At 67.8% G+C, this 25,925-nt stretch carries 26 protein-coding genes; 10 read left to right on the forward strand and 16 right to left on the reverse strand.

The window, feature by feature from the left end:
* Positions 1-6 precede the first annotated feature (6 nt).
* Positions 7-1,629, forward strand: coding sequence for a glycoside hydrolase family 32 protein (locus tag EV650_RS20430; RefSeq protein WP_166678225.1), 1,623 nt, complete (start codon positions 7-9; stop codon positions 1,627-1,629).
* Here EV650_RS20430 and EV650_RS20435 read toward each other — a convergent pair.
* The 6 genes from EV650_RS20435 to EV650_RS20460 form a co-directional block, all read right to left on the reverse strand.
* Positions 1,626-2,627 carry a proline racemase family protein gene (locus tag EV650_RS20435; RefSeq protein ID WP_134120650.1) on the reverse strand — a complete coding sequence of 334 codons (1,002 nt, stop codon included), beginning with the start codon at positions 2,625-2,627 and terminating at the stop codon, positions 1,626-1,628. The genes EV650_RS20430 and EV650_RS20435 overlap by 4 nt on opposite strands.
* On the reverse strand, positions 2,624-3,526 hold the full coding sequence (locus tag EV650_RS20440; protein ID WP_134120651.1) for a dihydrodipicolinate synthase family protein: 903 nt from the start codon (positions 3,524-3,526) through the stop codon (positions 2,624-2,626). The genes EV650_RS20435 and EV650_RS20440 overlap by 4 nt, the downstream gene beginning before the upstream one ends.
* The gene (locus tag EV650_RS20445) at positions 3,523-5,316 is read right to left on the reverse strand and encodes an FAD-dependent oxidoreductase (protein WP_134120652.1); all 1,794 of its coding nucleotides are present in this window, start codon (positions 5,314-5,316) and stop codon (positions 3,523-3,525) included. Before EV650_RS20445 ends, EV650_RS20440 begins: the two co-directional genes overlap by 4 nt.
* A complete protein-coding gene (locus EV650_RS20450; protein WP_202874782.1) occupies positions 5,313-6,473 on the reverse strand; it encodes an NAD(P)/FAD-dependent oxidoreductase in 1,161 nt (386 codons plus the stop codon). The genes EV650_RS20445 and EV650_RS20450 overlap by 4 nt, the downstream gene beginning before the upstream one ends.
* Positions 6,474-6,583: 110 nt before the next feature.
* Positions 6,584-7,168 (reverse strand): helix-turn-helix domain-containing protein, encoded by a 585-nt coding sequence (locus EV650_RS20455; RefSeq protein WP_238174569.1) that lies wholly within the window; start codon positions 7,166-7,168, stop codon positions 6,584-6,586.
* 144 nt (positions 7,169-7,312) lie between these two features.
* Positions 7,313-8,365, reverse strand: coding sequence for an SDR family oxidoreductase (locus tag EV650_RS20460; protein ID WP_134120654.1), 1,053 nt, complete (start codon positions 8,363-8,365; stop codon positions 7,313-7,315).
* A 70-nt stretch (positions 8,366-8,435) separates the two neighbouring features.
* Here EV650_RS20460 and EV650_RS20465 point away from each other — a divergent pair, with 70 nt between their 5' ends.
* Positions 8,436-9,329: a LysR family transcriptional regulator gene (locus tag EV650_RS20465; protein WP_134120655.1), complete on the forward strand. Its 894-nt coding sequence runs from the start codon at positions 8,436-8,438 to the stop codon at positions 9,327-9,329.
* Positions 9,329-10,282: a cation diffusion facilitator family transporter gene (locus tag EV650_RS20470; protein ID WP_134120656.1), complete on the forward strand. Its 954-nt coding sequence runs from the start codon at positions 9,329-9,331 to the stop codon at positions 10,280-10,282. Before EV650_RS20465 ends, EV650_RS20470 begins: the two co-directional genes overlap by 1 nt.
* Here EV650_RS20470 and EV650_RS20475 read toward each other — a convergent pair.
* Both EV650_RS20475 and EV650_RS20480 read right to left on the reverse strand, forming a co-directional pair.
* Positions 10,248-10,436 carry a DUF3099 domain-containing protein gene (locus EV650_RS20475; RefSeq protein ID WP_134120657.1) on the reverse strand — a complete coding sequence of 63 codons (189 nt, stop codon included), beginning with the start codon at positions 10,434-10,436 and terminating at the stop codon, positions 10,248-10,250. The genes EV650_RS20470 and EV650_RS20475 overlap by 35 nt on opposite strands.
* Before the next feature lies 1 nt (position 10,437).
* Entirely contained in the window at positions 10,438-10,887 is a 450-nt protein-coding gene (locus tag EV650_RS20480) for a MarR family winged helix-turn-helix transcriptional regulator (protein ID WP_134120658.1), read from the reverse strand.
* Between the two features lie 118 nt (positions 10,888-11,005).
* Between EV650_RS20480 and EV650_RS20485 the strand changes: the two genes are divergently transcribed.
* Entirely contained in the window at positions 11,006-12,202 is a 1,197-nt protein-coding gene (locus EV650_RS20485) for an MFS transporter (protein WP_134120659.1), read from the forward strand.
* On the opposite strand, the gene EV650_RS20490 is transcribed toward EV650_RS20485, so the two are convergent.
* Complete coding sequence (locus tag EV650_RS20490) at positions 12,152-13,264, reverse strand: glycoside hydrolase family 113 protein (protein WP_134120660.1); 1,113 nt, start codon at positions 13,262-13,264, stop codon at positions 12,152-12,154. The genes EV650_RS20485 and EV650_RS20490 overlap by 51 nt on opposite strands.
* A 106-nt stretch (positions 13,265-13,370) precedes the next feature.
* On the opposite strand from EV650_RS20490, the gene EV650_RS20495 reads away from it, so the two are divergent.
* Complete coding sequence (locus tag EV650_RS20495; RefSeq protein ID WP_134120661.1) at positions 13,371-14,072, forward strand: TetR/AcrR family transcriptional regulator; 702 nt, start codon at positions 13,371-13,373, stop codon at positions 14,070-14,072.
* Here the strand turns inward: EV650_RS20495 and EV650_RS20500 are convergent.
* Genes EV650_RS20500 through EV650_RS20510 form a run of 3 tightly spaced genes read right to left on the reverse strand, consistent with a single transcriptional unit; the run spans position 14,069 to position 17,449 of the window.
* Positions 14,069-15,373, reverse strand: a complete 1,305-nt coding sequence (locus EV650_RS20500) for a dihydrolipoamide acetyltransferase family protein (protein ID WP_134120662.1) — start codon at positions 15,371-15,373, stop codon at positions 14,069-14,071. The genes EV650_RS20495 and EV650_RS20500 overlap by 4 nt on opposite strands.
* Entirely contained in the window at positions 15,370-16,356 is a 987-nt protein-coding gene (locus EV650_RS20505; RefSeq protein ID WP_134120663.1) for an alpha-ketoacid dehydrogenase subunit beta, read from the reverse strand. The genes EV650_RS20500 and EV650_RS20505 overlap by 4 nt, the downstream gene beginning before the upstream one ends.
* Before the next feature lie 4 nt (positions 16,357-16,360).
* Positions 16,361-17,449, reverse strand: coding sequence for a thiamine pyrophosphate-dependent dehydrogenase E1 component subunit alpha (locus EV650_RS20510; RefSeq protein ID WP_134120664.1), 1,089 nt, complete (start codon positions 17,447-17,449; stop codon positions 16,361-16,363).
* A 120-nt stretch (positions 17,450-17,569) separates the two neighbouring features.
* Between EV650_RS20510 and EV650_RS20515 the strand changes: the two genes are divergently transcribed.
* Entirely contained in the window at positions 17,570-18,058 is a 489-nt protein-coding gene (locus EV650_RS20515; protein WP_134120665.1) for an Lrp/AsnC family transcriptional regulator, read from the forward strand.
* Here the strand turns inward: EV650_RS20515 and EV650_RS20520 are convergent.
* On the reverse strand, positions 18,055-19,014 hold the full coding sequence (locus EV650_RS20520) for a LacI family DNA-binding transcriptional regulator (RefSeq protein ID WP_134120666.1): 960 nt from the start codon (positions 19,012-19,014) through the stop codon (positions 18,055-18,057). The two genes, EV650_RS20515 and EV650_RS20520, sit on opposite strands and share 4 nt — an antisense overlap.
* A 79-nt stretch (positions 19,015-19,093) precedes the next feature.
* Between EV650_RS20520 and EV650_RS20525 the strand changes: the two genes are divergently transcribed.
* Positions 19,094-20,407: a Gfo/Idh/MocA family protein gene (locus tag EV650_RS20525; RefSeq protein WP_238174345.1), complete on the forward strand. Its 1,314-nt coding sequence runs from the start codon at positions 19,094-19,096 to the stop codon at positions 20,405-20,407.
* Here the strand turns inward: EV650_RS20525 and EV650_RS20530 are convergent.
* Both EV650_RS20530 and EV650_RS20535 read right to left on the reverse strand, forming a co-directional pair.
* Positions 20,404-20,925: a kinase gene (locus EV650_RS20530; RefSeq protein WP_202874783.1), complete on the reverse strand. Its 522-nt coding sequence runs from the start codon at positions 20,923-20,925 to the stop codon at positions 20,404-20,406. The genes EV650_RS20525 and EV650_RS20530 overlap by 4 nt on opposite strands.
* Positions 20,926-20,947: 22 nt before the next feature.
* On the reverse strand, positions 20,948-21,952 hold the full coding sequence (locus EV650_RS20535; RefSeq protein WP_134120667.1) for a magnesium and cobalt transport protein CorA: 1,005 nt from the start codon (positions 21,950-21,952) through the stop codon (positions 20,948-20,950).
* A gap of 90 nt (positions 21,953-22,042) precedes the next feature.
* Between EV650_RS20535 and EV650_RS20540 the strand changes: the two genes are divergently transcribed.
* The 3 genes from EV650_RS20540 to EV650_RS20550 all read left to right on the forward strand — a co-directional run bounded on the left by EV650_RS20540 (position 22,043) and on the right by EV650_RS20550 (position 24,702).
* Entirely contained in the window at positions 22,043-23,002 is a 960-nt protein-coding gene (locus EV650_RS20540) for a 2-hydroxyacid dehydrogenase (protein WP_238174346.1), read from the forward strand.
* Positions 23,003-23,160: 158 nt separating this feature from the next.
* Positions 23,161-23,883, forward strand: a complete 723-nt coding sequence (locus EV650_RS41100; RefSeq protein ID WP_134120668.1) for a VOC family protein — start codon at positions 23,161-23,163, stop codon at positions 23,881-23,883.
* A gap of 60 nt (positions 23,884-23,943) precedes the next feature.
* Positions 23,944-24,702, forward strand: coding sequence for an SAM-dependent methyltransferase (locus EV650_RS20550; protein WP_202874784.1), 759 nt, complete (start codon positions 23,944-23,946; stop codon positions 24,700-24,702).
* Positions 24,703-24,969: 267 nt separating this feature from the next.
* Here the strand turns inward: EV650_RS20550 and EV650_RS20555 are convergent, their stop codons facing one another.
* Positions 24,970-25,854, reverse strand: a complete 885-nt coding sequence (locus EV650_RS20555) for an RNA polymerase sigma-70 factor (protein WP_134120669.1) — start codon at positions 25,852-25,854, stop codon at positions 24,970-24,972.
* Between the last annotated feature and the right edge of the window lie 71 nt (positions 25,855-25,925).

Raw genomic sequence — 25,925 nt, forward strand, 5'->3', positions numbered from 1 at the left:
GGGCCAGTGGCCGACGTGTCCGGCGATATCGTCGTCGGTGACTCCACCGCGCCTTTCGTCGTCTCGCGGCCGTACCTGAACTTCCGGATCAGCGGCGGCGACTACGAATACAAGACCTGCTTGAACGTCGTTGTGAACGGACGGATCGTCCGCACCGAGACGGGCCGTGCGACCGAACTGCCGCACGCAGCGTCCTTCGATCTGACGGAGTGGCTCGGCCAGGAGGCGTACCTGGAGATCGTCGAGGAGGCCGGTTATATCCGCGTGAGCGACGTCGTGCTCAGCTCGACACCGAGCGTCGTCACGGCTCGGTCCCCGTTGTACCAGGAAGCGCTGCGTCCGCAGCTCCACTTCACCGCCCGGCAGTGGGCGATGCACCGGCTGAACCCGGTCGAGCGTGAGGAGGGCTGGCTCAACGACCTGAACGGGCTGGTCTTCCACGACGGCGAGTACCACCTGTTCGCCCAGCGCTGGAACAAGTGCTGGATCCATGCCGTCAGCAACGACCTTCTGCACTGGACCGAATTGGAGCCGGCGTTCTTCGAGGAGTCCCTCGACACCGGCGTACAGTCGGGCAGCTGCGTGGTCGACCACGACAACACCTCGGGCCTCGGCGAGCCCGGCGCCGAACCGCCGATGGTCGCCTTCTGGTCGCGCAACGACAACCGCTCGCAGTGCGTCTCGTACAGCCTGGACCGCGGACGGACCTGGGCGCACTACGCCGGCAACCCGATCATGGACCTGCCGGAGCGCGATCCGATGGTGTTCCGCGATCACCGGCGGTCCCAGTGGGTGATGGTGCTGTACGGCGACGACCGCTACCACCTGCTGCGCTCAGACGACCTGTTGCACTGGGAGTCGCTGGACAGCTCGATCTCGAACAGCTTCGAGTGTCCGGACTTCTTCGAGCTCGGGGTGGCCGGCTCGGACCAGTCTCGTTGGGTGCTGGTCCGCGGCGACGGGCGGTACTCGATCGGCAGTTTCGACGGCCGGACCTTCGTCGAGGAGACCGGGCAGTTGCAGGTCGACGGCGGGCCGCACTTCTACGCGACCCAGAGCTGGGCGGCCGGCAGCACGGCGGAGCCCCGGCGGATCCAGGTCGCGTGGATGCGCGGCGGCCGGTACCCGAACATGCCGTTCAACCAGCAGGTGAGCCTTCCCTGCGAACTCTCCTTGCACCGCACCGATGACGGTCTGCGGATGTACCGCACGCCGGTGCCCGAACTGGAGAGCCTGGCCCGAAGTCGTCACAGCTGGTCCACCCGCGTGCTGGTTGCAGGCAGTCCGTGGCGGATCGGTACGGCGTGGCCGTTGCTCCGGATCACCTGTGCCGTCACCCTCGCGCCGGAGGGCGAACTGGCGCTCGACATCTGCGGTACGCGCGTCACGGTGACGTCGGACCGCATCGCCGTACTAGATGGCGAACAGCCGACGATCACCGCGCTCACCAAGCTCGACGTCGTCGTCGACACGACCTCCGTCGAGGTCATCGCGAACGACGGCGAGGCCTCGTTGACGGCCTGTGTCCAGCCGGGTCACTACGACCTGACACTCACCGCTTCAGTCGCCGACTGCACAGTCGGCGATCTCGAAGTCGTCGAACTCGATTCGATCTGGCCGTCCGTCTAGAGCACGAAGCCGGTCGGGAACGGGTCGTCGGGGTCCAGTAGGTAGTTGGCGGTACCGGTGATCCAGGCTCGGCCGGTGACTGTGGGGATTACGGCGGGGTACGGGCCGACGGTGGTTTCTTCGATCAGGCGGCCGGTGAAGCGGGTGCCGATGAACGATTCGTTGACGAAGTCGGTGTCGAGGGCGAGATTGCCGCGGGCGTGCAGCTGGGCCATCCGGGCCGAGGTGCCGGTGCCACACGGCGACCGATCGAACCAACCGGGGTGGATCGCCATCGCGTTGCGGGAGTCGGCGCCGTTCTCGCCAGGTGCGGTGAACTGGACGTGCTTACATCCATTGATGCCCGGGTCGAGTGGATGCACCGGACGATCCGCGGCGTTGATCGCGTCCATGATGTCCAGGCCGGCTTGCAGGATCCGGTCCTTCTCGGCGCGGTCGAACGGGATGCCGAGCTGCTCCAACGGCAGGATCGCGTAGAAGTTCCCGCCGTACGCCAGGTCGTAGGTCACCGTTCCCAACCCCGGGACCTGCACCGAGGCGTCCAGTACATGGCTGTACGACGGCACGTTGCGCAACGTCACGTGCTCCGCGCGACCGTTGCTCACAGCAACATCGACGACGACCAGGCCGGCCGGGGTGTCCAGGCGGACCTGGGTCACCGGCTCGGTCACCTCGACCATGCCAGACTCGACCAGCACGGTCGCGACGCCGATCGTGCCGTGGCCGCACATCGGCAGCAACCCGGAGACCTCGATGTACAGCACACCCCAGTCCGCGTCGGACCGGGTCGGCGGCTGCAGGATCGCGCCACTCATCGCGGCGTGACCACGCGGCTCGTTCATCAGGAACAACCGCAGGTCGTCCAGGTGCTTCTCGAAGTACTCGCGCCGCTCCGCCATTGTCGCGCCCGGGACGACGCCGACCCCGCCGGTGACGACGCGGGTCGGCATGCCCTCGGTGTGCGAGTCGATCGCGGTGATCGTCCGGACGGACCTCATGCCAGGGACTCCACTGCTTTCTTCATGTCCTGCTCCAGTTGCGCGACGTGCTCGGGGACGAGTGGCCCCCGCGGCGGTCGGCACGGTCCGCCGAACCGTCCGACGTAGTCCATGCCGTACTTGATCGCCTGGACGAACTCGGTCCGCGAGTCCCACCGGAACGCCGCGACCAGCGGCTCGTACAACGCCCGGGCCTCTTCCAGCTTGCCCTGCACGGCGAGGTCGTACAAACGGACCGATTCCTTCGGGAACACGTTCGGGAAGCCGGCGAACCAGCCGGTCGCACCCATCAGCAGCGCCTCGAGCGTCAGGTCGTCCGCGCCCGCGATCACCGCCAGGTCCGGCGCGAGCTCGCGGATCTCCAGGATCCGGCGGACATCACCAGAGAACTCCTTCACCGCAACAATGTTCTCGATCTCGGCGATCTCGGCGAGCAGGTCCGGGGTCAGGTCGACCTTCGTGTCGATCGGGTTGTTGTAGACCATCACCGGCAGTCCGGCCTTCGCGACCTCGGTGAAGTGGTTGATCACCTCGCCACGGTTCGCCCGGTACATCGTCGGCGGCAGGCAGAGCACGCCGTCCGCGCCGTCCTCGGCAGCCTTCTCCGCCCAGGCTCGCGCCTGATGCGAACCGACCCCGTGGACACCGACGACCACGACACCGTCGTCACCGACCGCCTCGATCGCGGTCCTCGCCACCGCGCGGCGCTCGTCGTCGGTGAGCGACGAGTACTCGCCCAGCGAACCGTTCGGCCCGACACCGCGGCAGCCGTTGTCGACCAGCCAGCGGCAGTGCTCGGCGTACTTGTCCAGGTCTGGACGCAACCCCGCCGGCGCCGACGCATCCTCGGCGTACGGCAGTGCGGTCGCGACGATCACGCCGTCCAACTTCTCGCTCATAAATTCTCCTCAGCTTGAGCTAGATCCCGCAGCCTCACTGGTACGGCGATCGGTCGTTTCATGCTTGGTTTCGGTACGTCGCCCGGCCCGGCCAGCAACGCGGCGACGTTGCGCGAGCAAACTCGCCCCTGACACATCCCCAGCCCCGCCCGACTGCTCAACTTCAACGCCCGCCCGTCCCCCAGCCCACGATCCCCGGCAGCCGCCTCAATCTCTCCCCGGGTGACTTCCTCACACCGACAGACAACCGTCTCCGCATCACTCCAGCTCTTCCAGCCATCCCGCACGGGATACGCACGCCCCAGAGCCCCCGCAAACCGCCGCCCCCGAACAACAGCCGCCCGAACACCATCCTCCAGAGAAGCTGAGTGTGTGCCGAGGGCGTGGTGGGCTGCGGCGAGGCCTGCGAGGGTGCCTTCGGCGGTGGAGAGGGCGGCGCCGCCGATGCCGGTTAGTTCGCCGGCGGCGTAGATGCCGGGGGTGGTGGTCTGTTGGTTGGCGTCCACGGCTACCGCTGGGCCGCCGTCGGGGCCGGTGGTGATTGCGGCACGGGCGGAGACGGCAAGCTCGAGGTTGGCGGTGAATCCGAAGCCTACGCAGACGGCATCTGCGTCGACGCGGCGTTCACTGCCGGGGATGGGCCGCCACGCAGAGTCGAGGCGAGCGACGGTGACGGCTTCGACGTGACACATGCCGTGCGCGGCGATCACAGTCGAGCCGTGGCGGAGCGGAACGCGGTGTCGCGCGAGCAGAGCGCCGTACCCGACGGCTTCACGAAGCTTGCCGGGGGCAACCAACGGATCGGTCGCCCAACCCTTGCGAACTGTTGTCAGCGAGTTGGCCTCGAGCAGCTCGACGACGTGTGCGCCGACTCCGATCAGGGACTCAGCGACAGGAAGCAGGAACGGTCCGGTGCCCGCGACCAGGACGCGTCGCCCGATCGCGATGCGTTGTCCTTTGGCGAGAGCTTGGGCCGCACCGGCCGTGTAGACACCGGGCAGATCCCAACCAGGGAAGGGAAGAACGCGGTCGTACGCACCGGTCGCCAGCACCACAGCCCCGGCATCGATCGGGAACGGCTGCCGACCGGCCGCGTCCGCCGGACCCTGCTGCGCCCACAGGCGAAGGTCCTCGATCGCCCAGATCGATGTCTCCGGGAGGTACGTGATCCGCGGGTGACTGGTCAGGCGATCCCGCTGGTCCGCGAACGTCCGCCATTCGTGCTGAATGCGCTCCGGACGACGAGCGGCGAACTCCGCCGGAAGCTGCCGGTTGTACTGACCGCCAACAGACCGCCCGTTGTCGACGAGCAGCACCTCAGCTCCAGCATCCGCCGCAGCCAGCGCAGCCGCGACCCCCGCCGGACCCGCACCCACAACGACCACCTCGGAAGCACGCGCCCGGCCCGCCGAGCCGACCCGCTGGTCCCGGCCGGCGTTCGGAGACTGCACCGCTGTGGCTTCAGGAGGTGAGGTAGCAGGTAGGACGGCGCCGGTTTGGGTTGTGATGGCGTCGCCGTTGGTGATTGTGCGTTGGCAGGCGCGTACGTCGGCGAGACCGTTGATCGTGACCAGACAGTCCTGGCAGGCGCCGATGCCGCAGAAGGTCCCCCGGGGACGGTTGTGGACGCGAGTGGTCCGCCAGGTGTCGCGACCGTTGGCAAGCAGTACGGCGGCCACCGTCTGACCGGTATGAGCCGTGACCGGGTGCCCGTCGACGCTGACGTCCACAGCAGGCGGCGTACCAACCCCAGCCGGATCGCCCGAGCGCGGGCGTAAATAAGCAGTCATCGCGCGATCACCGCCGGGCGGTCGACTCGGAAGGGTGATGGGTCCAAATGCGGGGCGAGGCCGAGGAACAGCTCCGTGATCAGACGGCCCGTCGCAGGCGCGAGCCCGATGCCGGCGCCTTCGTGACCGGTGGCGTGCCACAACCCGAGCACCCGTGGATCCGCACCGATGACCGGCAAATGATCCGGTGCGTACGGACGGAATCCGCCGTACGCACGCATCACCGGCACATCGCCCAGGAACGGGAACAAGCCGACTGCCTTCCGCGCGAGCTCCCGCAGCACCCGCACGCGGACCGCGTCGTCGAACCCGACTCGCTCCCGACTGGACCCGATCAACACCGTCCCAGCCCGAGTCGACTCGACCACCGTGGACGTCTGCAGTTCCGCGTCGCCACTCCCGACCGCGCCGACGTAGTCCGCGTCATACACCTTGTGGCGCACGCACTCCGGCAGCGGCGCAGTCACCAAAACCATCCCCCGCCGCGGCAGCACCTCGATCGGCGCACCCGCCGCTGCACCGAACGCACCGGCCCACGGCCCGCACGCATTCAGCACCGCACCACACGCGATGTCACCGTCCGACGTATCCACGCCGACCACCCGCCCACGGGACTGCCGCACGCCGATCGCGTTGACGCCGGACCGCACCTCACCACCACGCTCGCGAACCATCGCCAGCAAAGCCGTCGCCGCCAACACAGGTTGGACCTGCGCGTCATCCGGATAGTGCACCCCGACCGTCACCCGTGGCGTGATCAGCGGCTCGAGGTCGAACACCTCAGCCGGCGTGATCACCCGCGCCACGACCCCAGCCTCACGCTGCTTCACCGCGAACGCGGTCAACGGCTCCGGATCCCCGGTCGCCACCACGACGCCGCCCTTGGCCTCCCACTCCACGTCGGCCACCCGCTCCGACAACCGCCCGCGGACGACGTCCCACTCCGCACGCGAGGCGATCGCCAGGTCGAGCTCCGGCCCCGGCTCCTTGTCCGAGACGAGCACATTGCCCTCGCCGGACGCCGTCGTACCCGCGGCCGGACCGTCGCGGTCGATCACCAGCACCCGCACCCCGGCCGCCGACAACGCGTCCGCGCACGCTGCCCCGACCATGCCCGCGCCGACCACCACGACGTCGGGTGTCACGGACCGGTGCATGACGGCGCTCCTCGATGGTCGTTCGCTAAAATGAACGATATCGAGAGTACGCGCGATTCCGGCGACCGGTCAATGCACTCAACCGGCCCTCTCCCGGAACTCTTCCGGAACTATCCCGGCAGATGCGGTCCACCAGCGGCCGTCGGGTACACATCCGGCGGATACTCGAGCAGCAGCACCGACCGCACCGGCCCGTCCACCGCCTCATAGCCGTGTGCCCCGGCCGCCCGGAAGGCCAGGTAGTCGCCCGGCCCCAGTTCCTCCGTCTGCCCGTGTGTATTGATGCGCAGGCGACCAGCCAGGACGATGTGGTGCTCGGTCCCGGGATGACCGTCGGAGTGCTGTACGGCGTCCGGCCGGATCTCCTGGTTGTAGATCTCGAACAGCCCACCCGGGTGCTCCAGCCGCCGGAGCATCCGCAGGTCGATCGCGTCACCGGACAGTACGTCGACGTCCGCGGACCGCACGAGCACCACGTCGGCGGCCCGCGTCTCGGCCAGCAGAGCCGACACCGGTACACCGAGAGCGTTCGACAAACTGAACACTGTCTCGATCGTGGGGTTGCCCGCACCGGACTCGAGCTGCGACAGCGTCCCCTTCGCGATCCCGGACCGGCGAGCCAGCTCGGACAGCGAGATGCCCTGCTCGTCCCGCCGCGCCCGCAGGTTCGTCCCAAGCAGCTTTCCCGCACCCATCGTCACAGCCCGGAGCATGCCATATTCAATGGCCGCGCCTCCGGCACGGCGGGTCCCGGGGCCTTGGCTCCCGTCCTTCCCTCGTCGCTCCGGTCGCGTCGCTCCCTGCGCTCCTCAGTCCAGGACGGGAGGCCCCGTGACCAATCACGGGATGATGCCGCGTCTGCGCAGGTCGGCGAAGATCTCGTAGAACATCTGCTCGGTCTCGACGTACTCGTGGAAGCCGGCTCGCCGGGACTTCGATGCGTCGGCGAAGAAGTCGTAGTCCCAGCCGAACACGAAGTCCGCGAACGGCCATGACGACATCTCCTCGAACGATGTCGCGGCCAGCCCGTGGGTGGCCTGCATCTCCTTCCACAGCGGCTCCTTGTCCGCCATCACGTCCTGCAACGACATCTGCAACGGCGGCGCCGCCTCCAGCCCGAACCAAGCGGCCAGCCGCGGCCACAACTCGTTCCAGCGGAACAGGTCGCCGTTCGTGATGTTGAACGCCTGGTTCGCCGCCGCCGGCGCGGTCGCCGCCCATACCGTTGCCTTCGCCAACAATCCCGCATCGGTCAGCTCGAGCAGCGCGTCGTACGCACCAGGCTTGCCAGGAAACCTCAGCGGTACGCCGAGTTCCTTCGAAATCGACGCGTACACAGCAATCGCCACCGCCAGATTCATCGGGTTCCCCAACGCGGCGCCACCAACCACGGACGGCCGCAAGGCCGACCACGTCCACGCCTTGCCCTGCTGACGATCCTCCAGGAACCGTTGCTGGTCGACGTTGAACTCAGGCGGCAGGTGCGGCGGATCATCCTCCCGCGCCGGCGTCTTGAACGGCCCAAGATGTGCGCCGTAAACCTTGTAGCCCTGCATCAGACTGACGTGCTGCAGCCCACCCGCGACCGGTTCGATCGCGTCGACCACGTTCACCAGCATGGCCAGATTCGGCGCGACCAGCTCGGCCCAGGTCGGCCGGTCCTGGTACGCGACGTAGAACACGTGCGTCACCTCAGTCAGCCCGGACAACTGCCTCCGAGTGTCGTCCGGATCGAGCAGATCCACAGCGACGTGGCGAACCCGGCCAGGTACATCGACCCCGCCGCGACGGGACAGCCCGATCACCCGCCAATCCGGCAGTGACGCCAGATGCTCGACCAGATTCGTCCCGATCACTCCGCGAGCACCCACGACCAGCGCGACTTTGTCCATGCAGACAGCCTTGCCGACCTGCGGAGATAAATCCAAGGCACAGTTTTCACCGACGCCATAAACTCAGCTCATGGCAACCCTTCGGCAGCTCGAGTACTTCGTCACGGTGGTGGACCAGGCCTCGTTCACCAAGGCCGCCGAGATCATGCACGTCACGCAGCCGGCCCTCTCCCACCAGATCCGATCCCTCGAACGCTCCGCCGGCGGCCCGCTCCTGGAGCGACTGCCCCGCACCATCCGGCTCACCCCGACCGGACGCGCCATGCTCCCGCACGCCCGCGCTGCCCTCGCCGACGCCGAGCGTGCACGCTGTGCAGCGAGACAAGCCGCCGGACTCGAGGTCGGCGAGTTGCAGATCGCCACGCTCTACTCGATCACCCTCGGCGTGCTGCCCAAGGCTCTTCGCCGCTGGCGGCAGACCCACCCCGACGTCGGCATCCGACTCTTCGAGCACCGCCACACCGACGAGCTGATCGAGGCGATGTACGCCGGAGAAGCCGACCTGGCCGTCGGCCCGGAGCCGGCGAACTGGACCGGAGTCAGCCGCACGATCGGCACCGAGGAGCTAGTCGTCGTGGTCGCCTCGGACGATCCCGCCGCTACCGGCGACACCGTGAAGCTGCAAGACCTCGCCGACCGCGCCTGGGTCCACTACGCACCGGGCCACGGACTCGCCGACGTGCTCGACCGCGCGTGCGCGCAAGCGGGCTTCGAGCCGCGGATCGCCGTACGCACCGAACAGACCGCTGCCGCGCCGGCTCTTGCCGCCGCTGGTCTCGGACCCGCTCTGGTCCCCGACAACATTCTCGACAACGTCCTGCCGCGAGGCGGCCACATCCTCCGCCCGGATCCACCCGTCTGCCGCACGCTCACGGCGTACACCCGCGGCGAACCCGACCCGCTGGCAGCAGCGTTCATCGACCTCCTCGTTTGGGGTGATCATCCCGCGGGCACGCGGAGGTGATGGCTGACGAAGAATCGGACGGCACTGTCCTCCTTGCCGGTACGGCGAACCTGGCGATAGCGATCGCCAAGATCGTCGCCGGCCTGCTGTCCGGATCCACCGCGCTGCTCGCCGAGGCCGCGCACTCCGTCGCCGACACGCTCAACCAGGTCTTCCTGCTGGCCGCCCTGCACCGCAGCCGGAAACCAGCCGACAGCCGGCACCCGTTCGGGTACGGGATGGAGCGGTACTTCTGGTCGCTGCTGGCCGCGGTCAGCATCCTGGTCCTCGGCGCCGGGTTCTCGATCACCGAGGGACTGCGCTCGATCTTCGCTCCAGAGCCGATCGCGGCGCTCGCGGTGATCTACTCGGTGCTCGGGCTCTCGTTCGTCTTCGAGGGGAGTTCCTTGCTTCGCGCGATGCTGCAGATCCGCCGGGAGGCCCGCGAAGCCGGCGTACCGCTGCTCACCCAGCTGCGTGGCGCCGAGCCGGCGGTGAAGACCGTGGCCTTCGAGGACTCGGCCGCGCTGATCGGACTGCTGATCGCGGCCGCCGGCGTGACGCTGTCGGTCATTACCGGCAAGCACTTCTGGGACGGCGCCGCGTCGATCGTGATCGGCCTGCTCCTGATCATCGTCGCGTTCACCCTCGGCCGGGACAACAAGACCATGCTGATAGGCCGCGCCCTACCGGCCGACACCCAGCGCGAACTGCGTGAGCTGATCGCAAGCGCCCCAGGCATCGACGCAGTACTCGAGCTGCTCACCCTTCAGCTGGCGCCGGACCAGGTCCTGGTTGTCGCGACCGTCGACCTGGACGACTCCGAGACCACTGGCGCTGCTGTCGAACAGCTCGCCGAGAAGATCGACGTACGAGTGCGTGAGGCGTTCCCGATGGTCCGGCACCTCTATCTCGACCCGACTCCCGCGGAGGGGCGCGTCAACGCTGGTCGTGACCCCAGTTCGCCACGATGACGGCGATCGGTGGCAGTACGGCGGCGACCGCGCTCATCCCGATCGCAGCCGGTATCGAGAACAGTCGTACGACGAACCACGCCAGGCCGATCAGCGTCAGGCAGCTGCCCATCAGCCAGTAGTAGGCCTTCCGGTTGTCCCACCCGCGGGCCATGTCAGACCGTCAACGGGAGCTTCCCCAGCGCGTTCACCAGTGGGGAGAGCTCGGGTAGATCGGCAGCCTTCTGCAGTGCAGACGTCAGTACGGCGTCGTGGGTCGGCTGGGCCTGGTCCAGTAGGTCGCGGCCGGCCTCGGTGACCTCGGTGTAGATGCCACGCCGGTCGGTCGGGCACAGATACCGCTCCAGCAGCTTGCGGTCCTCCAGCCGGTTCACCAGGCGGGTAGTAGCTGACTGGCTGAGCACCACAGCGTTGGACAGCTGGTTCATCCGCAGGTGGTAGTCGTCCTGCCGCGCCAGCACGTCCAGCACGCTGTACTCACTCACGGACAGGCCGTGCTGCTTCTGCAGCGCGCGCTCCAGCTCGTCCTCGATCCGGGCGTGCAGTGCCGCCAGAGTGCGCCACCCCTGCGCCCGCGCCTCCGCGGCGTCATCCGGTAGTCCCACGACACCTCCACTTGAACTTCACCCTTGCATGCGCAATCATAGCGCTTGTGCAATAGCCCGCGTCTGCAACTATCGCGCACGCCGGTAACAGTCATAAGACTACATTCGGAGGAGCTTCATGCCAGCGGCTCTGCTCGCGCTCGCCATCGGTGCGTTCGGGATCGGTACCACCGAGTTCGTCATCATGGGCCTGTTGCCCGAGGTCGCCACCGACTTCGGCGTCAGCATCCCGTCCGCCGGCCTGCTCATCTCGGGCTACGCGCTCGGCGTCGTGGTCGGCGCGCCGCTGCTGACCGCGATCGGCTCCAAGGTCTCGCGTAAGACCGTGCTGATCGCACTGATGGGCGTCTTCATCGTCGGCAACGTGCTGTCCGCGCTCGCTCCGACGTACGGCGTTCTGATGACCGGACGGATCGTGGCCGCGCTGTCCCACGGGGCGTTCTTCGGAGTCGGCTCGGTTGTCGCGGCGTCGCTGGTGCCGAAGGCGAAGCAGGCGAGTGCGATCGCGATGATGTTCACCGGACTGACGGTGGCCAACGTGCTCGGCGTACCGGGCGGGACCGCGCTCGGACAGCACTTCGGCTGGCGGTCGACGTTCTGGGCCGTGACGGCGCTCGGTGTGGTCGGGTTGCTCGGCATCGTGTTCCTGGTGCCGCGGCAGGGCGTTGCGGAAGGGCCGGGGCTGCGCAGTGAGCTGGCTGTGTTCAAGAACGTGCAGGTGTGGCTGGCGCTCGCGATGACTGCGCTCGGCTTCGCTGGAGTGTTCGCGTCGTTCACCTACATCGCACCGATGATGACCGAGGTCGCAGGCTTCTCCGCCGGCGCGGTGACCTGGCTGCTGGTGCTGTTCGGCGGCGGCCTGGTCGTCGGCAACCTGCTGGGCGGTAAGGCGGCGGACCGGTCGCTGATGCCGAGTCTGTACCTCATTTTGACGCTGCTGGCCGCCGTACTGGTCGTCTTCGTCTTCACTGCACACGGCAAGGTCCTGTCCGCGGTGACCATCGCGGCGTTCGGTGCGGCCGGGTTCGCGACTGTGGCTCCGCTGCAGAAGCGCGTGATGGACAAGGCGAAGGGCGCACCGGCGCTGGCGTCCGCGGCTAACATCGCCGCCTTCAACCTGGGCAACGCAGCCGGTGCGTACCTCGGTGGGCTGACCATCGAGCACGGTCTCGGCTACACCGCACCCAACTGGGTCGGCGCTGCCCTCGCCGTCTCCGGCCTGGCCGTCGCCCTCCTCTCCGGGCTCCTGGACAGCCGGCCCAAGTCAGTGCGTCAGGTAGAACCGAGCGACGGACTGGAACGACTTCTTCGGTAGCCAGCGGTACGGCGACGCTGGATCGGTGTCGTCGTACCGGAGGACCTTGCACAGACTGAACGCGGCCATGTCCTCGTCGTGCGGGCGGTCGTGCGGACGGTGTGGTGCGTCCGGTGAGATGAACGTGTACGGCGACGCACCGAGGAAGCCCTCGTCCGTGAACACGTCCAGCATGTTCGCCAAGTGGTCAGCCTGCTCCTGCTCGTTGCGCACGTACTGCGGTGGGATGACCGGGACGTCACCGCTGTAGTCGACGATGTCCCACCCCATCCCGCCCAGCTCGGCCGCACCGGTGAACGTGCAGCAACCGAACTCCAGGATCAGGATCGGCTTGCCCCACCGGCGGAACGGCGCCAGCTCCATGGTGTGGTCCGCACGGTTGGCGTGGTACGAGTAGTAGTCCAGCCCGACGATGTCGAAGATCGACCAGTCCACCTGCTCCAGATCGGATGCAGCGCCGTACGTGATCCGGCCATGGAAGTTGCTGCGGGCAACCTTCGCCATCTTCGCGGTGAACGCGCGGAACTTCCGCTGCAGCTCCGCCATGTCGAAGTCGCCCTTGGTCAGGTACTCGACCCGCTCGTAGAAGGTCGCCCCCGGCACGATCCCCGGCGTGAACAGCATGAACTCACACCCCACGACCAGGATCACCTCCTGACCGAACCGCCGTCGCAGCCGCTCCGCCTCGACCGCGACCTTGCGCAGCTTCTCCAGCTCCGCCGCCTGCGGCTCGTCGAACGACCGCGGCTGGATCGACACCATCAGACCGTCCTCGAGCGCAGCGGTCGCGGTGTCGACCAGACGCCGTACGTCGCTGCCGTAGATGCTGACCCAGTTCGCATGCAACCGGTGCCGGATGGCGTGGAGCTCGCCGCGCATGGTGCTGTTCCGCCAGCGCGCCCGGCTGTCCTCGTCGGCGGGACCGCCGCCGGTGTCGTACGCGACGCCCTTCAACGCGAGCCTCCGTGGACTCGCGTACGCCGTACTGCCGATGCCGGCCGTGGTGATCAGCCCGAAGGCGGCGGCGCGGCGGAGGAACTGGGCCCGGTTGATTGCGCTCATGGTCTCGAGTGTTCGCGGGTAGGGCGCCTCGGTCGTCGTACCGAGGTCTCTGGGTGCCCGACTTTGGATGGTGAAACAGTGTCTTCGGATCTGACACACTGTTTTAGTGCGAGAAGCGGATCGACGGACGGCGCTGGGATCGGTGTGGTTGCGGGACGAGCCGGAGCCGACGCGGGCGCGGCTGAGCCGGGAGGACATCGTCAGGACGGCGATCCAGGTCCTGGACCGGGAAGGCCTGGACACGTTCTCGATGCGGAGGATGGCGGCCGAGCTGGGCGCCGCCGCGACGTCCGCGCTGTACTGGCGGATCGCGAACAAGGACGATCTGCTCGAGCTCGTGGTCGACGAGATCTTCGCTCTCTCGCCGGCCCCTGAAGGTGGTGATTGGCGGGACCAGGTCACGGTCGTCGTCCAGGCGGCGTACCACGCGTTGTGGGAACACCCGTGGGCCGCGCGGCTGCTCGCCTCGCACGCCGGTCTCGGTCCGAACTACGACGCACTCACCAACCGGGTGCAGGGCATCCTCGACTCGGCCGGCTTCAAGGGCACCCACCTGGACTCGGCGGTGTCCGCGATCTTCCACTACCTGATCGGCGCCGCAGTGACCGACTCTGCCTGGCTGTCGGTGGTACGCCGCAGTGGACTGAACGACTCCCGCTGGGCAACCGAGTCGGCTGACCGCATGGGCGTCGGCGCCACCCACCTGGCCGCCTACCTCAACCGTCAGAGTCAGGCAGGCCCGGAGGCACGATTCGCCTCCGGGCTCCGAGTCATCCTGATCGGCCTACGCCCGCGCCAACTGTCCTAAAGATCCGCGAAGGCTGAGGCCGGGTTTTCGAAGGCGTCGGCGACGAAGCGGAGGAAGGCGGCTGCGGTGCCGCCGTCGCAGACGCGATGGTCGAAGACGAGGGACAGTTGGGTGAGCTTGCGGACTGCGATCTCGCCGTCGACCACCCACGGGCGGTCGATGATCCGGCCGACGCCGAGGATCGCGACCTGTGGGTGGTTGATGATCGCCGCGCTGCCGTCGACACCGAAGCTGCCGTAGTTGTTCAGCGTGAACGTCCCGGACGTCAGCTCCTGCTGAGTCAGTCGCCCGTCGCGTGCCGATCCGGTCAGTCGGCGGATCTCGGCGTCCAGTCCGCGGGTGGTGAGTGCGTGTGCTCCGGCGACGGCCGGTACGACGAGACCGCGGTCCGTCTGCGCCGCGAGGCCGAGGTTGACGCCGTCGTACTGGACGAGTTCCTCGCGCTCGGTGTCGACGTACCCGTTGAGCTCTGGGTACTTGAGCAGTCCGGCGACTACGAAGCGCGCCATCAGGGCGAGCAGCCCCGGTCCGGGATCCGTTGCCGTTCGCAACGATTCGCGGAGGTCGAGCAGCGCGGTCGCGTCGACGTCCACCCAGGTGGTCGCCTCCGGGATCTCGGCCCGGCTGCGGGTCAACGTCGCGACCACGGCCTTGCGGAACCCGCTCATCGGCGTACGCCGCAACTCCGGAAGTCCAGTCCGCGAGGAAGTCTGAACCGCGGCCGGCTGTACTCGGGCCGGCTCCCGCTCGGTCTGGGTCGTGGGCTCGGGCTGCAGCCGGCGGGCGATCGCCAGTTCGACGTCCCGGCGGACGATCAGTCCGTCCGGGCCCGATCCGGCCAGCTCCCGCAGATCGACCTCGGCGTCCCGCGCCAACCGCCGTACCAGCGGCGAGATCACCAACGGCACCCGCCTTTGCGGAGCTTTTTCAGCAGTATCCGGCAGCAATGTTCCGGAAACCGACCGCGGCTTCCGACGACGCACGGTCGACGAGACCTCGGTCGTCCCGTAGCCAACCAGAACGTTGCCCGACCCGGCGCGCTCCTCCTCGCGGTACGCCTCCCCAGCCGGATCGGCGACCGTGATCAGCGGCTTGCCGACCGGGATCGTCGTCCCGGGCTCGCCATGGAGCTCCTCGATGACACCGGCGTACGGCGAGGGCAGCTCGACGATCGACTTCGCCGTCTCGACCTCCGCGACCGGGGTGTCGACGGCAACCACATCACCGACCTTCACCAGCCAGCGGACAACCTCGGCCTCGGTCAGTCCCTCACCGAGGTCGGGGAGAAGGAACGTATTCACGAGTCCTCCCACTGCAGGTCGTCGACCGCGTCGAGGATCCGGTCGACGCTCGGCAGCTGGTACTTCTCCAGCTTCGGCGGCGGGAACGGAATGTCGAACGCCGTCACCCGCCGAACGGGTGCGGCCAACGAATGGAAGCACTTTTCGGTGACCCGGGCAACGATCTCCGAAGACACGCTCGCGAACCCGGTCGCCTCCGCGACCACGACAGCCCTGCCGGTACGCCGTACCGCAGCGCACACCGTCTCGTCGTCGAACGGAACCACCGACCGCAGATCCACCACAGTCAGCTGCCGTCCCTCGGCCGCCGCGACCTCGGCCGCCTCCAGCGCGACCGGAACGGCCGGCCCGTACGCGATCAGAGTCGCGTCCGCGCCTTCCCGCCGTACGACGGCAGTCCCGATGCCGGGCTGCTCCTCGGTGAGATCGACCTCTTCCTTGGCCCAGTAGAGCTTCTTCGGCTCCATGAACACGACCGGGTCCGGGAACTCGATTGCCTTGCGCAACAACCCGTACGCGTCCGCGACCGTCGCCGGCGTGACCACGGTCAGGCCTGGCGTGTGCGCGTAGTAGCTCTCCGACGAGTCGCTGTGGTGCTCGACGCCACCGATGCCGCCGCCGTACGGAATGCGGATGACCATCGGCAGCGCGACCCGGCCACGGGTCCGGTTGCGCATCTTCGCGACGTGCGAGACGACCTGCTCGAACGCCGGGTACCCGAACGCGTCGAACTGCATCTCGACGACCGGGCGCATCCCGTTCATCGCCATCCCGACCGCCACGCCGACGATGCCGGCCTCGGCCAATGGGGTGTCGAAGCAACGATTCTCGCCGAACTCCGCGGTCAGCCCGTCGGTGATCCGGAAGACACCGCCCAGCGCGCCGACGTCCTCGCCGAACATCACCACACTGTCGTCCGCCTGCATCGCGTCCCGCAACGCCTGGTTGAGCGCCTGGGCCATCGAGATCTTCATGTGCGTCATGGCGTCAGGCTTCCTCTCGCGCCAGCTCGTCGCGCAGGAACGCTGCCTGCTCGCGCGTCTGCTGGGTCTGCTCCGCGTACAGATAGGCGAACAGGTCCGCCGGATCCACCTCGGGCTCCGGCATCAGACCCTCGCGAAGTTGAGCGGAGACCTGCACAGCCTGAGCCTCCGCGTTCTCCTTCACCTCGCTGGACAGCCAGCCCTCATGCTCGAGGTACGTCGTGAGCCGCTGAATCGGATCGCGGTCAAGCCACGGCGTGACCTCGTCGTCCTCGCGGTAACGGGTCGCGTCGTCGGCGTTGGTGTGCGCCTGAACGCGGTAGGTGTGCGCCTCGATCAGCTGTGGGCCTTCGCCTGCGCGAGCCTTCTCCACAGCCTGTCCGAGTACGGCGAGGAGACCGGCGAGATCGTTGCCATCGGCCCGTTCGCCGGGAACGCCGTACCCGATGCCCTTGTGCGCCAGCGACGGCGCGGCGCTCTGCTTGGCGAGCGGAACCGAGATCGCGTACTCGTTGTTCTGCACGAAGAACACGACCGGCGCGTGGAACACCGCCGCGAAGTTCAGCGCCTCGTGGAAGTCACCCTCGCTCGTCCCGCCGTCGCCGACGAGCGCCATCACCACCGTGTCCTCGCCCTTCAGCCGGGCCGCGTGCGCGACGCCGACCGCGTGCGGCAGTTGGGTCGCGAGGGGAGTGGATTGCGGCGCGACCTTGTGCTCGTACGGGTCGTAGCCCGAATGCCAGTCGCCGCGAAGCAGCGTCAGCGTCTCGATCGGGTCGACGCCGCGGCTGACGATCGAGACCGAGTCGCGGTACGTCGGGAACAGCCAGTCGCCCTCGCGCAGCACCATCGACGCGGCGACCTGGCAGGCCTCCTGACCGAAGGACGACGGATAGACCGCGAGCCGGCCCTGGCGGACCAGAGCACTCGCCTGGTCGTTGAACCGGCGCCCCCGGACCAACTGTGCGTAGCCGTCGAGTAGGGCAGCCTTAGTGGGCAGCCGGTACGACGAATGGTCACGCGGTACGCCGTTCTGATCGATCAGACAGACGGGTTCCGCAGACGGGAGCAGTCGCTCCTCGACGGTAGTCATGGACCCTCCAGCGCAGGAGACGGACGGTAGCCACATCGTCGTCCCTCCTGGCCAAGTTGTTCTATAGCTGGAAGAATTGAGAGACGTTTGGCGTGCAGCTGAGGCTGAGGAGGTCGCACTATGTCCGACGAGGTGATCGTCCACCGGGCCGGTCCTGGACAGATTGTCGTCGCTCCTGCGCTGGACGACATCGATCAGAAGATCATCGAGGCGCTCGGACGCGACGGACGGCTGTCGATCCGGGCCCTCGCCGACGAAGTGCACATCTCCCGCGCCAACGCCTACGCCCGGGTCGAACGCCTCACGAACACCGGGGTGATCACCGGATTCACAGTCACCGTCGACCCACTGAAGCTCGGCCTCGCAACCTCGGCGTACGTCACGCTCAGTCTCCGGCAAAGCTCGTGGCGGACCCTCCGCAAGCAACTTCAGGCGATCCCCGAGATCAAGCACATGGCCCTGGTCGGCGGCGACTTCGACGCCATCCTCCTGGTCCGAGCCGCCGACAACGAAGGCCTCCGCCGCCTCGTCCTGGAAAAACTCCAAGCCATCCCCGAAGTCCTAGCCACCCGCACAGCCCTCATCTTCGAAGACGTAGGAACCCTCTAACAGCCGCAGGAGCGGCGCAGGATCAGGTCTGTTGGGAAGGTCAGGGCTTCTACTGATTCTTCGCCTTCGATCAGGCGGCGGACTGCTTCTCGGGCAAGGGCTTCGAGGGGTTGGCGGATGACGGTTAGGGGCGGCCAGGCGTACTCGGTTTCGGGGGTGCCGTCGAAGGCTGCGATGGCGACGTCTTCGGGGACTCGTAGGCCGGACTCGTGGAGGGCTCGCAATACGCCGATCGCCTGAAGATCGGAGCTCGCGAAGATCGCGGTGGGGCGGGCCGGCAGCAGACTCTGCGCGGCCAGATACCCACCTTCGCGGGAGAAGGTAGTGCGGGCGATCGGCCCCTCGGGCAGACCAGCGGCCTCGAGCGCGTCACGCCAGCCGAGCTCGCGCTCCGAATGACCGTCGCCGCCAACCACCAGGTCGATAGTGCGATGACCATGACCGATCAGGTGCTCGACGCCCTGCCGCGCCCCCTCCCGGTACGCCGGCCGGACCGAGCTGATCGTCGGCAGCACCCGGTTGAGCGCGATCGCCGGCACCTCGGCGTCGGTCAGGTCCGGATCCTCGGTCGGCGCGACCAGGAGCAGTCCACTCACCTGACGGGCGAGCAGTTCGGCGATCTTGGCCCGCTCGGTCGCCGGATCCCCGTCCGCGCTCGTCTGCAGTACGACGTACCCACGCGACGCGGCCGCCTTGTCGATCGCCTTCGCGAGTTCGGCGAACAACGGGTTCCCGCCGTCGGGCGTGATCAGCCCGAACGTCCGCGTCGTCCCCATCCGCAGCGCCCGCGCGGTCGCGTTCGGCCGGTATCCGAGCACGCGGATCGCCTCGAGCACCCGGTTGCGGGTCTCCGGCGCGACCTTCCGCGGGCCTTCGTTGACCACGTAGCTGACCACGGCCGTGCTCACCCCGGCGTACTCCGCCACGTCGTTGCGCGTGACCGGTTCCTTCGGCATGCAGTGATGGTACGACGGTTGACCGCTGCGGAAAGCGATTGCTAGCGTGGTCGATCTACACGAGTAGAAGGAGTCCGTCGTGGCTAGACGCTATGCAGTCGCCGGAACCGGATCGCGGGCGCAGTCGTACATCCGCGCCATGTTTCAGGGACACCCCGAGGAAGCCCAGCTCGTCGCCCTGCTCGACCCGAACCCGGGCCGGCTCGCGTTCCACCAGCGGCTGGTGACGGAGCTCGGTGGTCCGGAGCTTCCGCAGTACGGCGCCGACGACCTGGAGCGAATGGTCAAGGAGCAGTCCGTCGACCGGGTGGTCGTGACCAGCCCCGACTACACGCACGCGTCGGTGGTGTCGCGGCTGCTGCGGGCCGGTGCGGACGTGATCGTCGAGAAGCCGCTCACGATCAACGCCGAGGGGACCCGGCAGATCGTCGACGCGATGAATGAGTCCGGCAAGTCCGTCGTCGTCACGTTCAACTACCGCTACTCGCCGCGGAACAGCGCGCTCCGGCAGTTGATCGCGGACGGCGAGATCGGGCAGGTGACCAGCGTCGAGTTCCAGTGGGTGCTCGACACCCGGCACGGCGCGGACTACTTCCGCCGCTGGCACCGCGAGAAGAAGAACTCGGGTGGTCTGCTGGTGCACAAGGCGTCCCACCACTTCGACCTGGTGAACTGGTGGATCGCCTCCTCGCCGACGCGGGTCTTCGCATCCGGCGGACTGTCGTTCTACGGCTCCGACAACGCGGCGGCCCGCGGGCTCGGCGCACGTCCGGCCCGCGGCACGATCGATGGTTCGGCCAACGATCCGTGGCTGCTCGACCTGCGGACGGACGAGACCAACCGGCAGTTGTACTACGAGAACGAGAAGTACGATGGATATCTGCGGGACCAGGACGTGTTCGGTCCGGGCATCACGATCGAGGACAACATGTCCGTCATCGCGGAGTACGCGAACGGGGCTCGGATGAGCTACTCGCTCAACGCGCACTCGCCGTGGGAGGGGTACCGCGTCTCGGTCAACGGCACCCTCGGCCGCGCTGAGCTGGAAGTGGTCGAACGGGCTGCGGTCGTCGACGACCAGATCGACCCGAGCTACCCGTCCGCCCGGGTGATCGCCGGAGACGTTCGTACCAACGGAGAGCGACTGGTCCTGCAGAAACACTGGGCCACCGCCGTCGAGGTCGATATCCCGCGCGGCGAAGGCGGCCACGGTGGCGGCGACCGCCTCCTCTACACCGACCTCTTCGTCGGTCCCGGGAACGATCCCCTGGCCCGCGCCGCCAACGTCCACGACGGAGTCCGAGCCGTAGCCGTAGGCATCGCCGCCAACCAATCGCTGTCCACCGGCAACCCCATCACGATCACCGACCTCGAGCTAGGCGCCTGGTCCTAGTCCCTCCTCGCCGACATCGGTGTTAGGCCGGTGTCGGCGAGGATTCGGTGGATGGTCGTCTCGAGGGTGCTGGTTTGGTCAATGACCGTTTCGCGGGGGTGGCCCAGGAGGTCGCGCGGGTGATACCAGTCCGCCATGTCGGCCGCCGTGAACTCTGACGCCTTGTCGCGGGTCGCGTGCCGGCGGACAGTCTCCTCGAACGGGATGTCCAAGTAGTAGAAGTACGCCGGACCTTCGTAGGAGTCGGCCAGCTCCGCGAGCATCTCGCCGTACCGGATCGTCGGCATGATCCCCTCCACCACGGCGTGGTACCCGCGGTCGAGGGCGTGCCGCGCGATCTGGCCGATCATCGCGATGTTCGCGCCGTCGGGCTGGTCCAGCTCCTTGAAGATGATCCGCCGGACGTAGTCCTGCTCGATCCAGGCGACCCCACGGCCGTACGCGGCCCGGATCCCTTGCACGATGGAGCTCTTGCCCGATCCGGAGTTCCCTCTGATGACGATGAGTCGCGGATCCACGCAGCTATTAGTACCAGTTGACTCAGGCCGCTTGCCGTTTGGCGTCGCGTTGCCGGCGGAACCAGATGGCGAGCGCGATACAGGGCACCACCAGGCCGCCGATGCCCAGCACGAGGAAGTCCCACTCGGCGTTGATGTGGTCGACCAACCAGCCGAAGTTCTGCCCGAAGAACCCGGTCAGGAAGGTCAGTGGCAGGAAGACAGTGGCCAGCTTGGTGAGCTGTTCCATCGACGCGTTCTGCCGGACGCTGATCTTGGTCTGCTCGACGCCGATCACCGCCATGTTCGCCTCCAGGACGGTCGCGAGCAGGTCACGCTGGGCGGCGACTTCCTCGTTCACCAGGACCAGGTGGTCGTGTACGTCGCGGAAGTACGGCAGGAGGGCGGTGTCGCGGGCGCCACGCTCGATCGTCGCGAGTACGGCGAGCAGCGGGTGCACGGCCCGGTAGAAGTCGGTGACCTCCCGGCGGAGGAAGTAGATCTGCTCGGTCGGCGCGACCGAACCGGCGAACACCGTCTGCTCGACCCGCTCGATGTCGCGTTCGAGCTCGGCGACGACGGGACCGTAGCTGTCCACGACCTGGTCGAGAATCGCCCAGAGCACCGAGCTGGTGCCGCACTCCAGCAACTCGGGCCGCTGCTCGAGTCGGATCCGCGCTCCGTGCAGGTCGCTGGCCACACCTTGACGGACCGTGATGACGAACGATGGCCCGACGAAGACACTCACCTCGCCGAAGTCCACTTCCTTGCGCTCGTCGTCGTACCGGGCGGTGCGGAGGATGACCAGTTCGACGTCCCCGGCGTACGGCTCGACCTTGGGCCGGAGGTGGAAGGTCTGCGCGTCCTCGACGGCCAGCTCGTGCAGGCCGAAACTCTCTCTCGCCTGGGCGAGTTCCTCGACGGTGGGGTCGTACATGCCCAGCCAGACGAACCCACCCTGCTGGCAGTGGGTGGCAGCATCCTCGACCGACATCGCCTCGACGTGCTGGCGGCGTCCGTCCCGGTAGTACGCGCAGTCAACGATCATGGTGGCCTCCTCCCCCGATCGTCGTACCGGAAGGCGATAGGAAATAGGGTTAGGCGGGAAAGCGGTGGTGAACATCCGTGAGGAGATCCCGTGGGACTGCCAGTCGTACTGATGCCCGGACCGATGCACCCGGCGGTCGCCGATGGCCTGGCGGACCACTGTGAACTGATCCGGCTCTGGGAAGAGAGCGACCCCGACGCCGTACTCACGGAGCGCCGGGACGAGATCGTTGCCGTCGCCACCGGTGGTACGACGATCGACGGGCCGTTCCTCGACGACCTCCCCGCCGTACGTCTGGTCGCCAGCTTCGGTGTCGGCTACGACCGCATCGACGCGACCGCTGCCGCCGCGCGTGGCGTCGTGGTCACGAACACACCTGGCGTCCTGGACGACGAGGTCGCCGACACCGCACTCGGTCTGCTGCTGATGACGGTTCGCGAACTGGGGCGGGCCGAGCAGTACCTCCGCGAAGGCAAGTGGGCCGGCGGTCGCCCGTACCCGTTGACTCCCGCAACGTTGCACGGCCGCCGGATGGGCATCCTCGGCCTCGGCCGCATCGGCCAGGCGATCGCCGACCGGGCCCAGCCCTTCGGCGTCTCCGTTGCCTACCACAACCGCCACCCGAAGGACGTCGACTACCAGTACTACTCGTCGCTGACCGAAATGGCCGCGGACGTAGACGTCCTAATGATCGTGATACCCGGCGGCGACAGCACGCGGCATCTGGTCGACGCTTCAGTCCTTAAGGCGCTCGGCCCCGACGGCATCCTCATCAACGTGGCCCGCGGCACGGTCGTCGACGAGCAGGCCCTGGTCGACGCCTTGCGCACCAACACGATCCTGTCCGCCGGCCTCGACGTCTTCGAACACGAACCCAAGGTCCACCCCGACCTCCTCACCCTCCCCAACGCCGTCCTCCTCCCCCACGTCGGCTCCGCCACCATCCCCACCCGCACCGCCATGGCCAACCTGGTAGTCAACAACATCCGCCACTGGCTGACGGACGGCACCGCCCTCACCCCAGTCCCCGAATCCGCCGACCTGGTGTAGCCCCCAGGCGAGCGGTGCACGCTTATCGCGCGACGACAGCCGGGCCGGCGCAGGCCGATGAGGCGACTGTGGTGGCGAGGACCGCGATCGCGAGACTGTGGCGGCCGGGATGTGTGCGGCTGAGCTTGGTGTGTCGGGCCGCCGTTAGCATCTGCGGCATGGCGACGCGGCTTGTTCAGATCAATATGAAGGCTCGGGACGACTCCGTGCTGGGCGGGTTCTGGGCGGAGGCGCTCGGCTGGAATGTCTCCAGCGAGGGACCCGGCGTGACCAACCTCGAGCCCGAGGGCTTCGTCTACCCCGACCCCGTCGCCGTTTGCCTCGACCTCGTCGTCTCTCCGGAGCCCAAGACGGTGAAGAACCGCGTCCACGTCGACCTCGCCACCACCTCGGCGGCCCATCAGGCGGAACTGGTCACGCGCCTCAAGGATCTCGGCGCAACACCCGCCGACGTAGGCCAGGGCGACGTCCCCTGGACGGTCATGGCCGACCCGGAGGGCAACGAGTTCTGCGTGCTGGACCCGCTCGACCAAGACACCGGACCGATCGCCGCGGTGGTGGTCGACTGCGCGGATCCGCGAGCCATGGCCCGCTTTTGGGGCGAGGCCACGGACTGGACTCTGGACACGGTGACCGACGACAACGCCGTACTGCGCTCCGCCAAGGGCGTCGGCCCATGCCTGAAGTTCGTCCGCACACCCGACGTGAAGACCGTCTGGAACCGAGTCCATCTCGACCTCCGCCCGTACCCAGGTGACGACGTACAGACAGAGGCGGCCAGACTGCGGACCCTCGGCGCCACCGCTATCGACGTCGATGTCCCGTGGACGGTCCTCGCGGACCCGGAAGGCAACGAGTTCTGCCTCCTCACCCCAGCCTGACCCGAACCAGCCCGGATATCCGTTTGCGTGGTCGCGGGTGGTGCAGCAAAGTCCAGGTGCGTGGATGATGCCGAGCTGGACCTGCTGCTGAGGAACGAGCGGTACCCGCGGTCTGGTGGGTACTCGGGGCGGTGGATGGTTGACGGTGGGATGGGGCCTAATCCTGTCTGGCAGGCGGAGGCGTTGGCCGAGTGCATGCGGCTCGAGCCTGGTATGCGGGTGCTCGACATGGGGTGTGGCACCGCGCTGAGCTCGATCTTCCTGGCCAAGGAGTTCGGGGTTGAGGTGTGGGCGACCGACCTGTGGGTCAAGCCCGACGAGAACCTGCGCCGCGTGGTCGAGGCGCAGGTTGAAGACCTGATTCACCCGATCCACGCGGAAGCCCATACCCTGCCGTTCGCGGAGGAGTTCTTCGACGCGTTGATCAGCATCGGCGCGTACCACTACTTCGGCACCGACGACCTCTATCTCGGCTACTACTCGCGGTTCGTGAAGCGCGGCGGTCAGCTTGGCATCAGTCAGCCCGGTCTTGCCGAGGAGTACGAGGCGCTTCCGCCACCGCATCTCGCGCCGTACTGGAAGTGGGACTTCTGCGCCTGGCACAGCCCTGACTGGTGGCGGCGGCACTGGGAGAAGACCGGCCTGGTTACCGTCGAGGTCGCGGACCGGCTGCCCGACGGGTGGCGAGACTGGCTGCAGTGGAACGAAGCATGCGACCAGGACAGCGGTACGCCGGGACGCGAAGAAGCCCAGATGCTCCAAGCCGACGCCGGCCAAACCCTCGGCCTCACCCGACTCACCGCCCACCGCAACCCCTGAATCCAAGGGGCTGCGGACGTCCACGCCATCACACTGCAGTGTTTGGGAGCCCGCCAGGCGAAGCCGTCGTCGCCTGGACCCCAGTTGTGATGGCCTGGCGGTACGTCGGCCTGCAGGACGCGAAGCGGGTCGAGTTCTGGATCGAGCCTGACCAGAGCCGGCCGGTACGCCGTACCGCCGGGGCGATGGTCGTTGGTCGTCGCGCCGATGACCGACAGCGGGCCGATGCGGTCGGCGCCGCTGGAGATCGTCGTTACGGCGTAAAACTCAGCGGGTCAGGAAGATCTCCTCGCCCAGGTGGGACAGTTTGGCCGGGTTGCGGACGGAGTACATGCCGGCGATCAGGCCGTTGTCCACGTGCAGGACGGTGACGGTGTCGATCTCGGCTCCGAAGCGGAGGATGAGGGCGGGTTGGCCGTTGATCTGGGTCACCTCGAGGGAAGCGTCCGCCAGGCGGGTGATGGCCATGGCCAGGAGACGGCCTACCTTCTCGGCGCCTACGACCGGGCGTGGGAGGGCTTGGACAACGCCGCCGCCGTCGCCCAGGAAGACCACGTCGGGGGCGAGGATGTCCACCAAGCCTTGTAGGTCGCCGGTGTTCACCGCGCGCTGAAACGCGGCCAGCGCGTTGCGGGTCTGGTCGGAGGAGACGACGCCGCGGGGGCGGCGGGCTGCCACGTGGGAGCGGGCCCGGTGGGCGATCTGGCGGACCGCGTCCGGCTTCTTGTCGACGGCTTCGGCAATCTCGTCGTACTCGAGGCCGAAGACCTCGCGGAGGACGAAGACGGCGCGTTCGGTCGGTTTGAGGGTCTCGAGGACCAGCATCATCGCCATCGAGACGCTGTCCGCGAGTTCGACGTCGTCGGCGACGTCCGGGGCGGTCAGCAGCGGTTCGGGCAGCCACGGTCCGACGTACGACTCCCTGCGGCGGCCGAGGGTGCGAAGGCGTTGCAGGGCCTGCCGGCTGGCGATCCGGACCAGGTACGCGCGGTGGTCCAGCACCGTGTCGAGGTCGACGCCGACCCAGCGCAGCCAGGTCTCCTGGAGCACGTCCTCGGCGTCCGCGGCCGAGCCGAGGAGTTCGTAGGCGACGGTGAAGAGGAGGTTGCGATGGGCAACGAAAGACTCGGTGGCTTTGTCGGTACCGGTCATGGCTGGGCTCCTTGTACGCGCGGGTCTCACCACCAGATGCCGGTCACCGGACATCTGTGACACCTCGTTCA

Source organism: Kribbella kalugense, from assembly GCF_004365875.1.
Lineage (GTDB): Bacteria > Actinomycetota > Actinomycetes > Propionibacteriales > Kribbellaceae > Kribbella > Kribbella kalugense.

What these genes read in the sequence shown, in the direction of transcription:
- EV650_RS20435 (WP_134120650.1), bottom strand. Translation starts at nt 2,627, where the DNA reads ATGAGGTCCGTCCGGACGATCACCGCGATCGACTCGCACACCGAGGGC.
- EV650_RS20440 (WP_134120651.1), bottom strand. Translation starts at nt 3,526, where the DNA reads ATGAGCGAGAAGTTGGACGGCGTGATCGTCGCGACCGCACTGCCGTAC.
- EV650_RS20445 (WP_134120652.1), bottom strand. Translation starts at nt 5,316, where the DNA reads ATGACTGCTTATTTACGCCCGCGCTCGGGCGATCCGGCTGGGGTTGGT.
- EV650_RS20450 (WP_202874782.1), bottom strand. Translation starts at nt 6,473, where the DNA reads ATGCACCGGTCCGTGACACCCGACGTCGTGGTGGTCGGCGCGGGCATG.
- EV650_RS20455 (WP_238174569.1), bottom strand. Translation starts at nt 7,168, where the DNA reads ATGGGTGCGGGAAAGCTGCTTGGGACGAACCTGCGGGCGCGGCGGGAC.
- EV650_RS20460 (WP_134120654.1), bottom strand. Translation starts at nt 8,365, where the DNA reads ATGGACAAAGTCGCGCTGGTCGTGGGTGCTCGCGGAGTGATCGGGACG.
- EV650_RS20465 (WP_134120655.1), top strand. Translation starts at nt 8,436, where the DNA reads ATGGCAACCCTTCGGCAGCTCGAGTACTTCGTCACGGTGGTGGACCAG.
- EV650_RS20470 (WP_134120656.1), top strand. Translation starts at nt 9,329, where the DNA reads ATGGCTGACGAAGAATCGGACGGCACTGTCCTCCTTGCCGGTACGGCG.
- EV650_RS20475 (WP_134120657.1), bottom strand. Translation starts at nt 10,436, where the DNA reads ATGGCCCGCGGGTGGGACAACCGGAAGGCCTACTACTGGCTGATGGGC.
- EV650_RS20485 (WP_134120659.1), top strand. Translation starts at nt 11,006, where the DNA reads ATGCCAGCGGCTCTGCTCGCGCTCGCCATCGGTGCGTTCGGGATCGGT.
- EV650_RS20490 (WP_134120660.1), bottom strand. Translation starts at nt 13,264, where the DNA reads ATGAGCGCAATCAACCGGGCCCAGTTCCTCCGCCGCGCCGCCGCCTTC.
- EV650_RS20505 (WP_134120663.1), bottom strand. Translation starts at nt 16,356, where the DNA reads ATGACGCACATGAAGATCTCGATGGCCCAGGCGCTCAACCAGGCGTTG.
- EV650_RS20510 (WP_134120664.1), bottom strand. Translation starts at nt 17,449, where the DNA reads ATGACTACCGTCGAGGAGCGACTGCTCCCGTCTGCGGAACCCGTCTGT.
- EV650_RS20515 (WP_134120665.1), top strand. Translation starts at nt 17,570, where the DNA reads ATGTCCGACGAGGTGATCGTCCACCGGGCCGGTCCTGGACAGATTGTC.
- EV650_RS20520 (WP_134120666.1), bottom strand. Translation starts at nt 19,014, where the DNA reads ATGCCGAAGGAACCGGTCACGCGCAACGACGTGGCGGAGTACGCCGGG.
- EV650_RS20535 (WP_134120667.1), bottom strand. Translation starts at nt 21,952, where the DNA reads ATGATCGTTGACTGCGCGTACTACCGGGACGGACGCCGCCAGCACGTC.
- EV650_RS41100 (WP_134120668.1), top strand. Translation starts at nt 23,161, where the DNA reads ATGGCGACGCGGCTTGTTCAGATCAATATGAAGGCTCGGGACGACTCC.
- EV650_RS20555 (WP_134120669.1), bottom strand. Translation starts at nt 25,854, where the DNA reads ATGACCGGTACCGACAAAGCCACCGAGTCTTTCGTTGCCCATCGCAAC.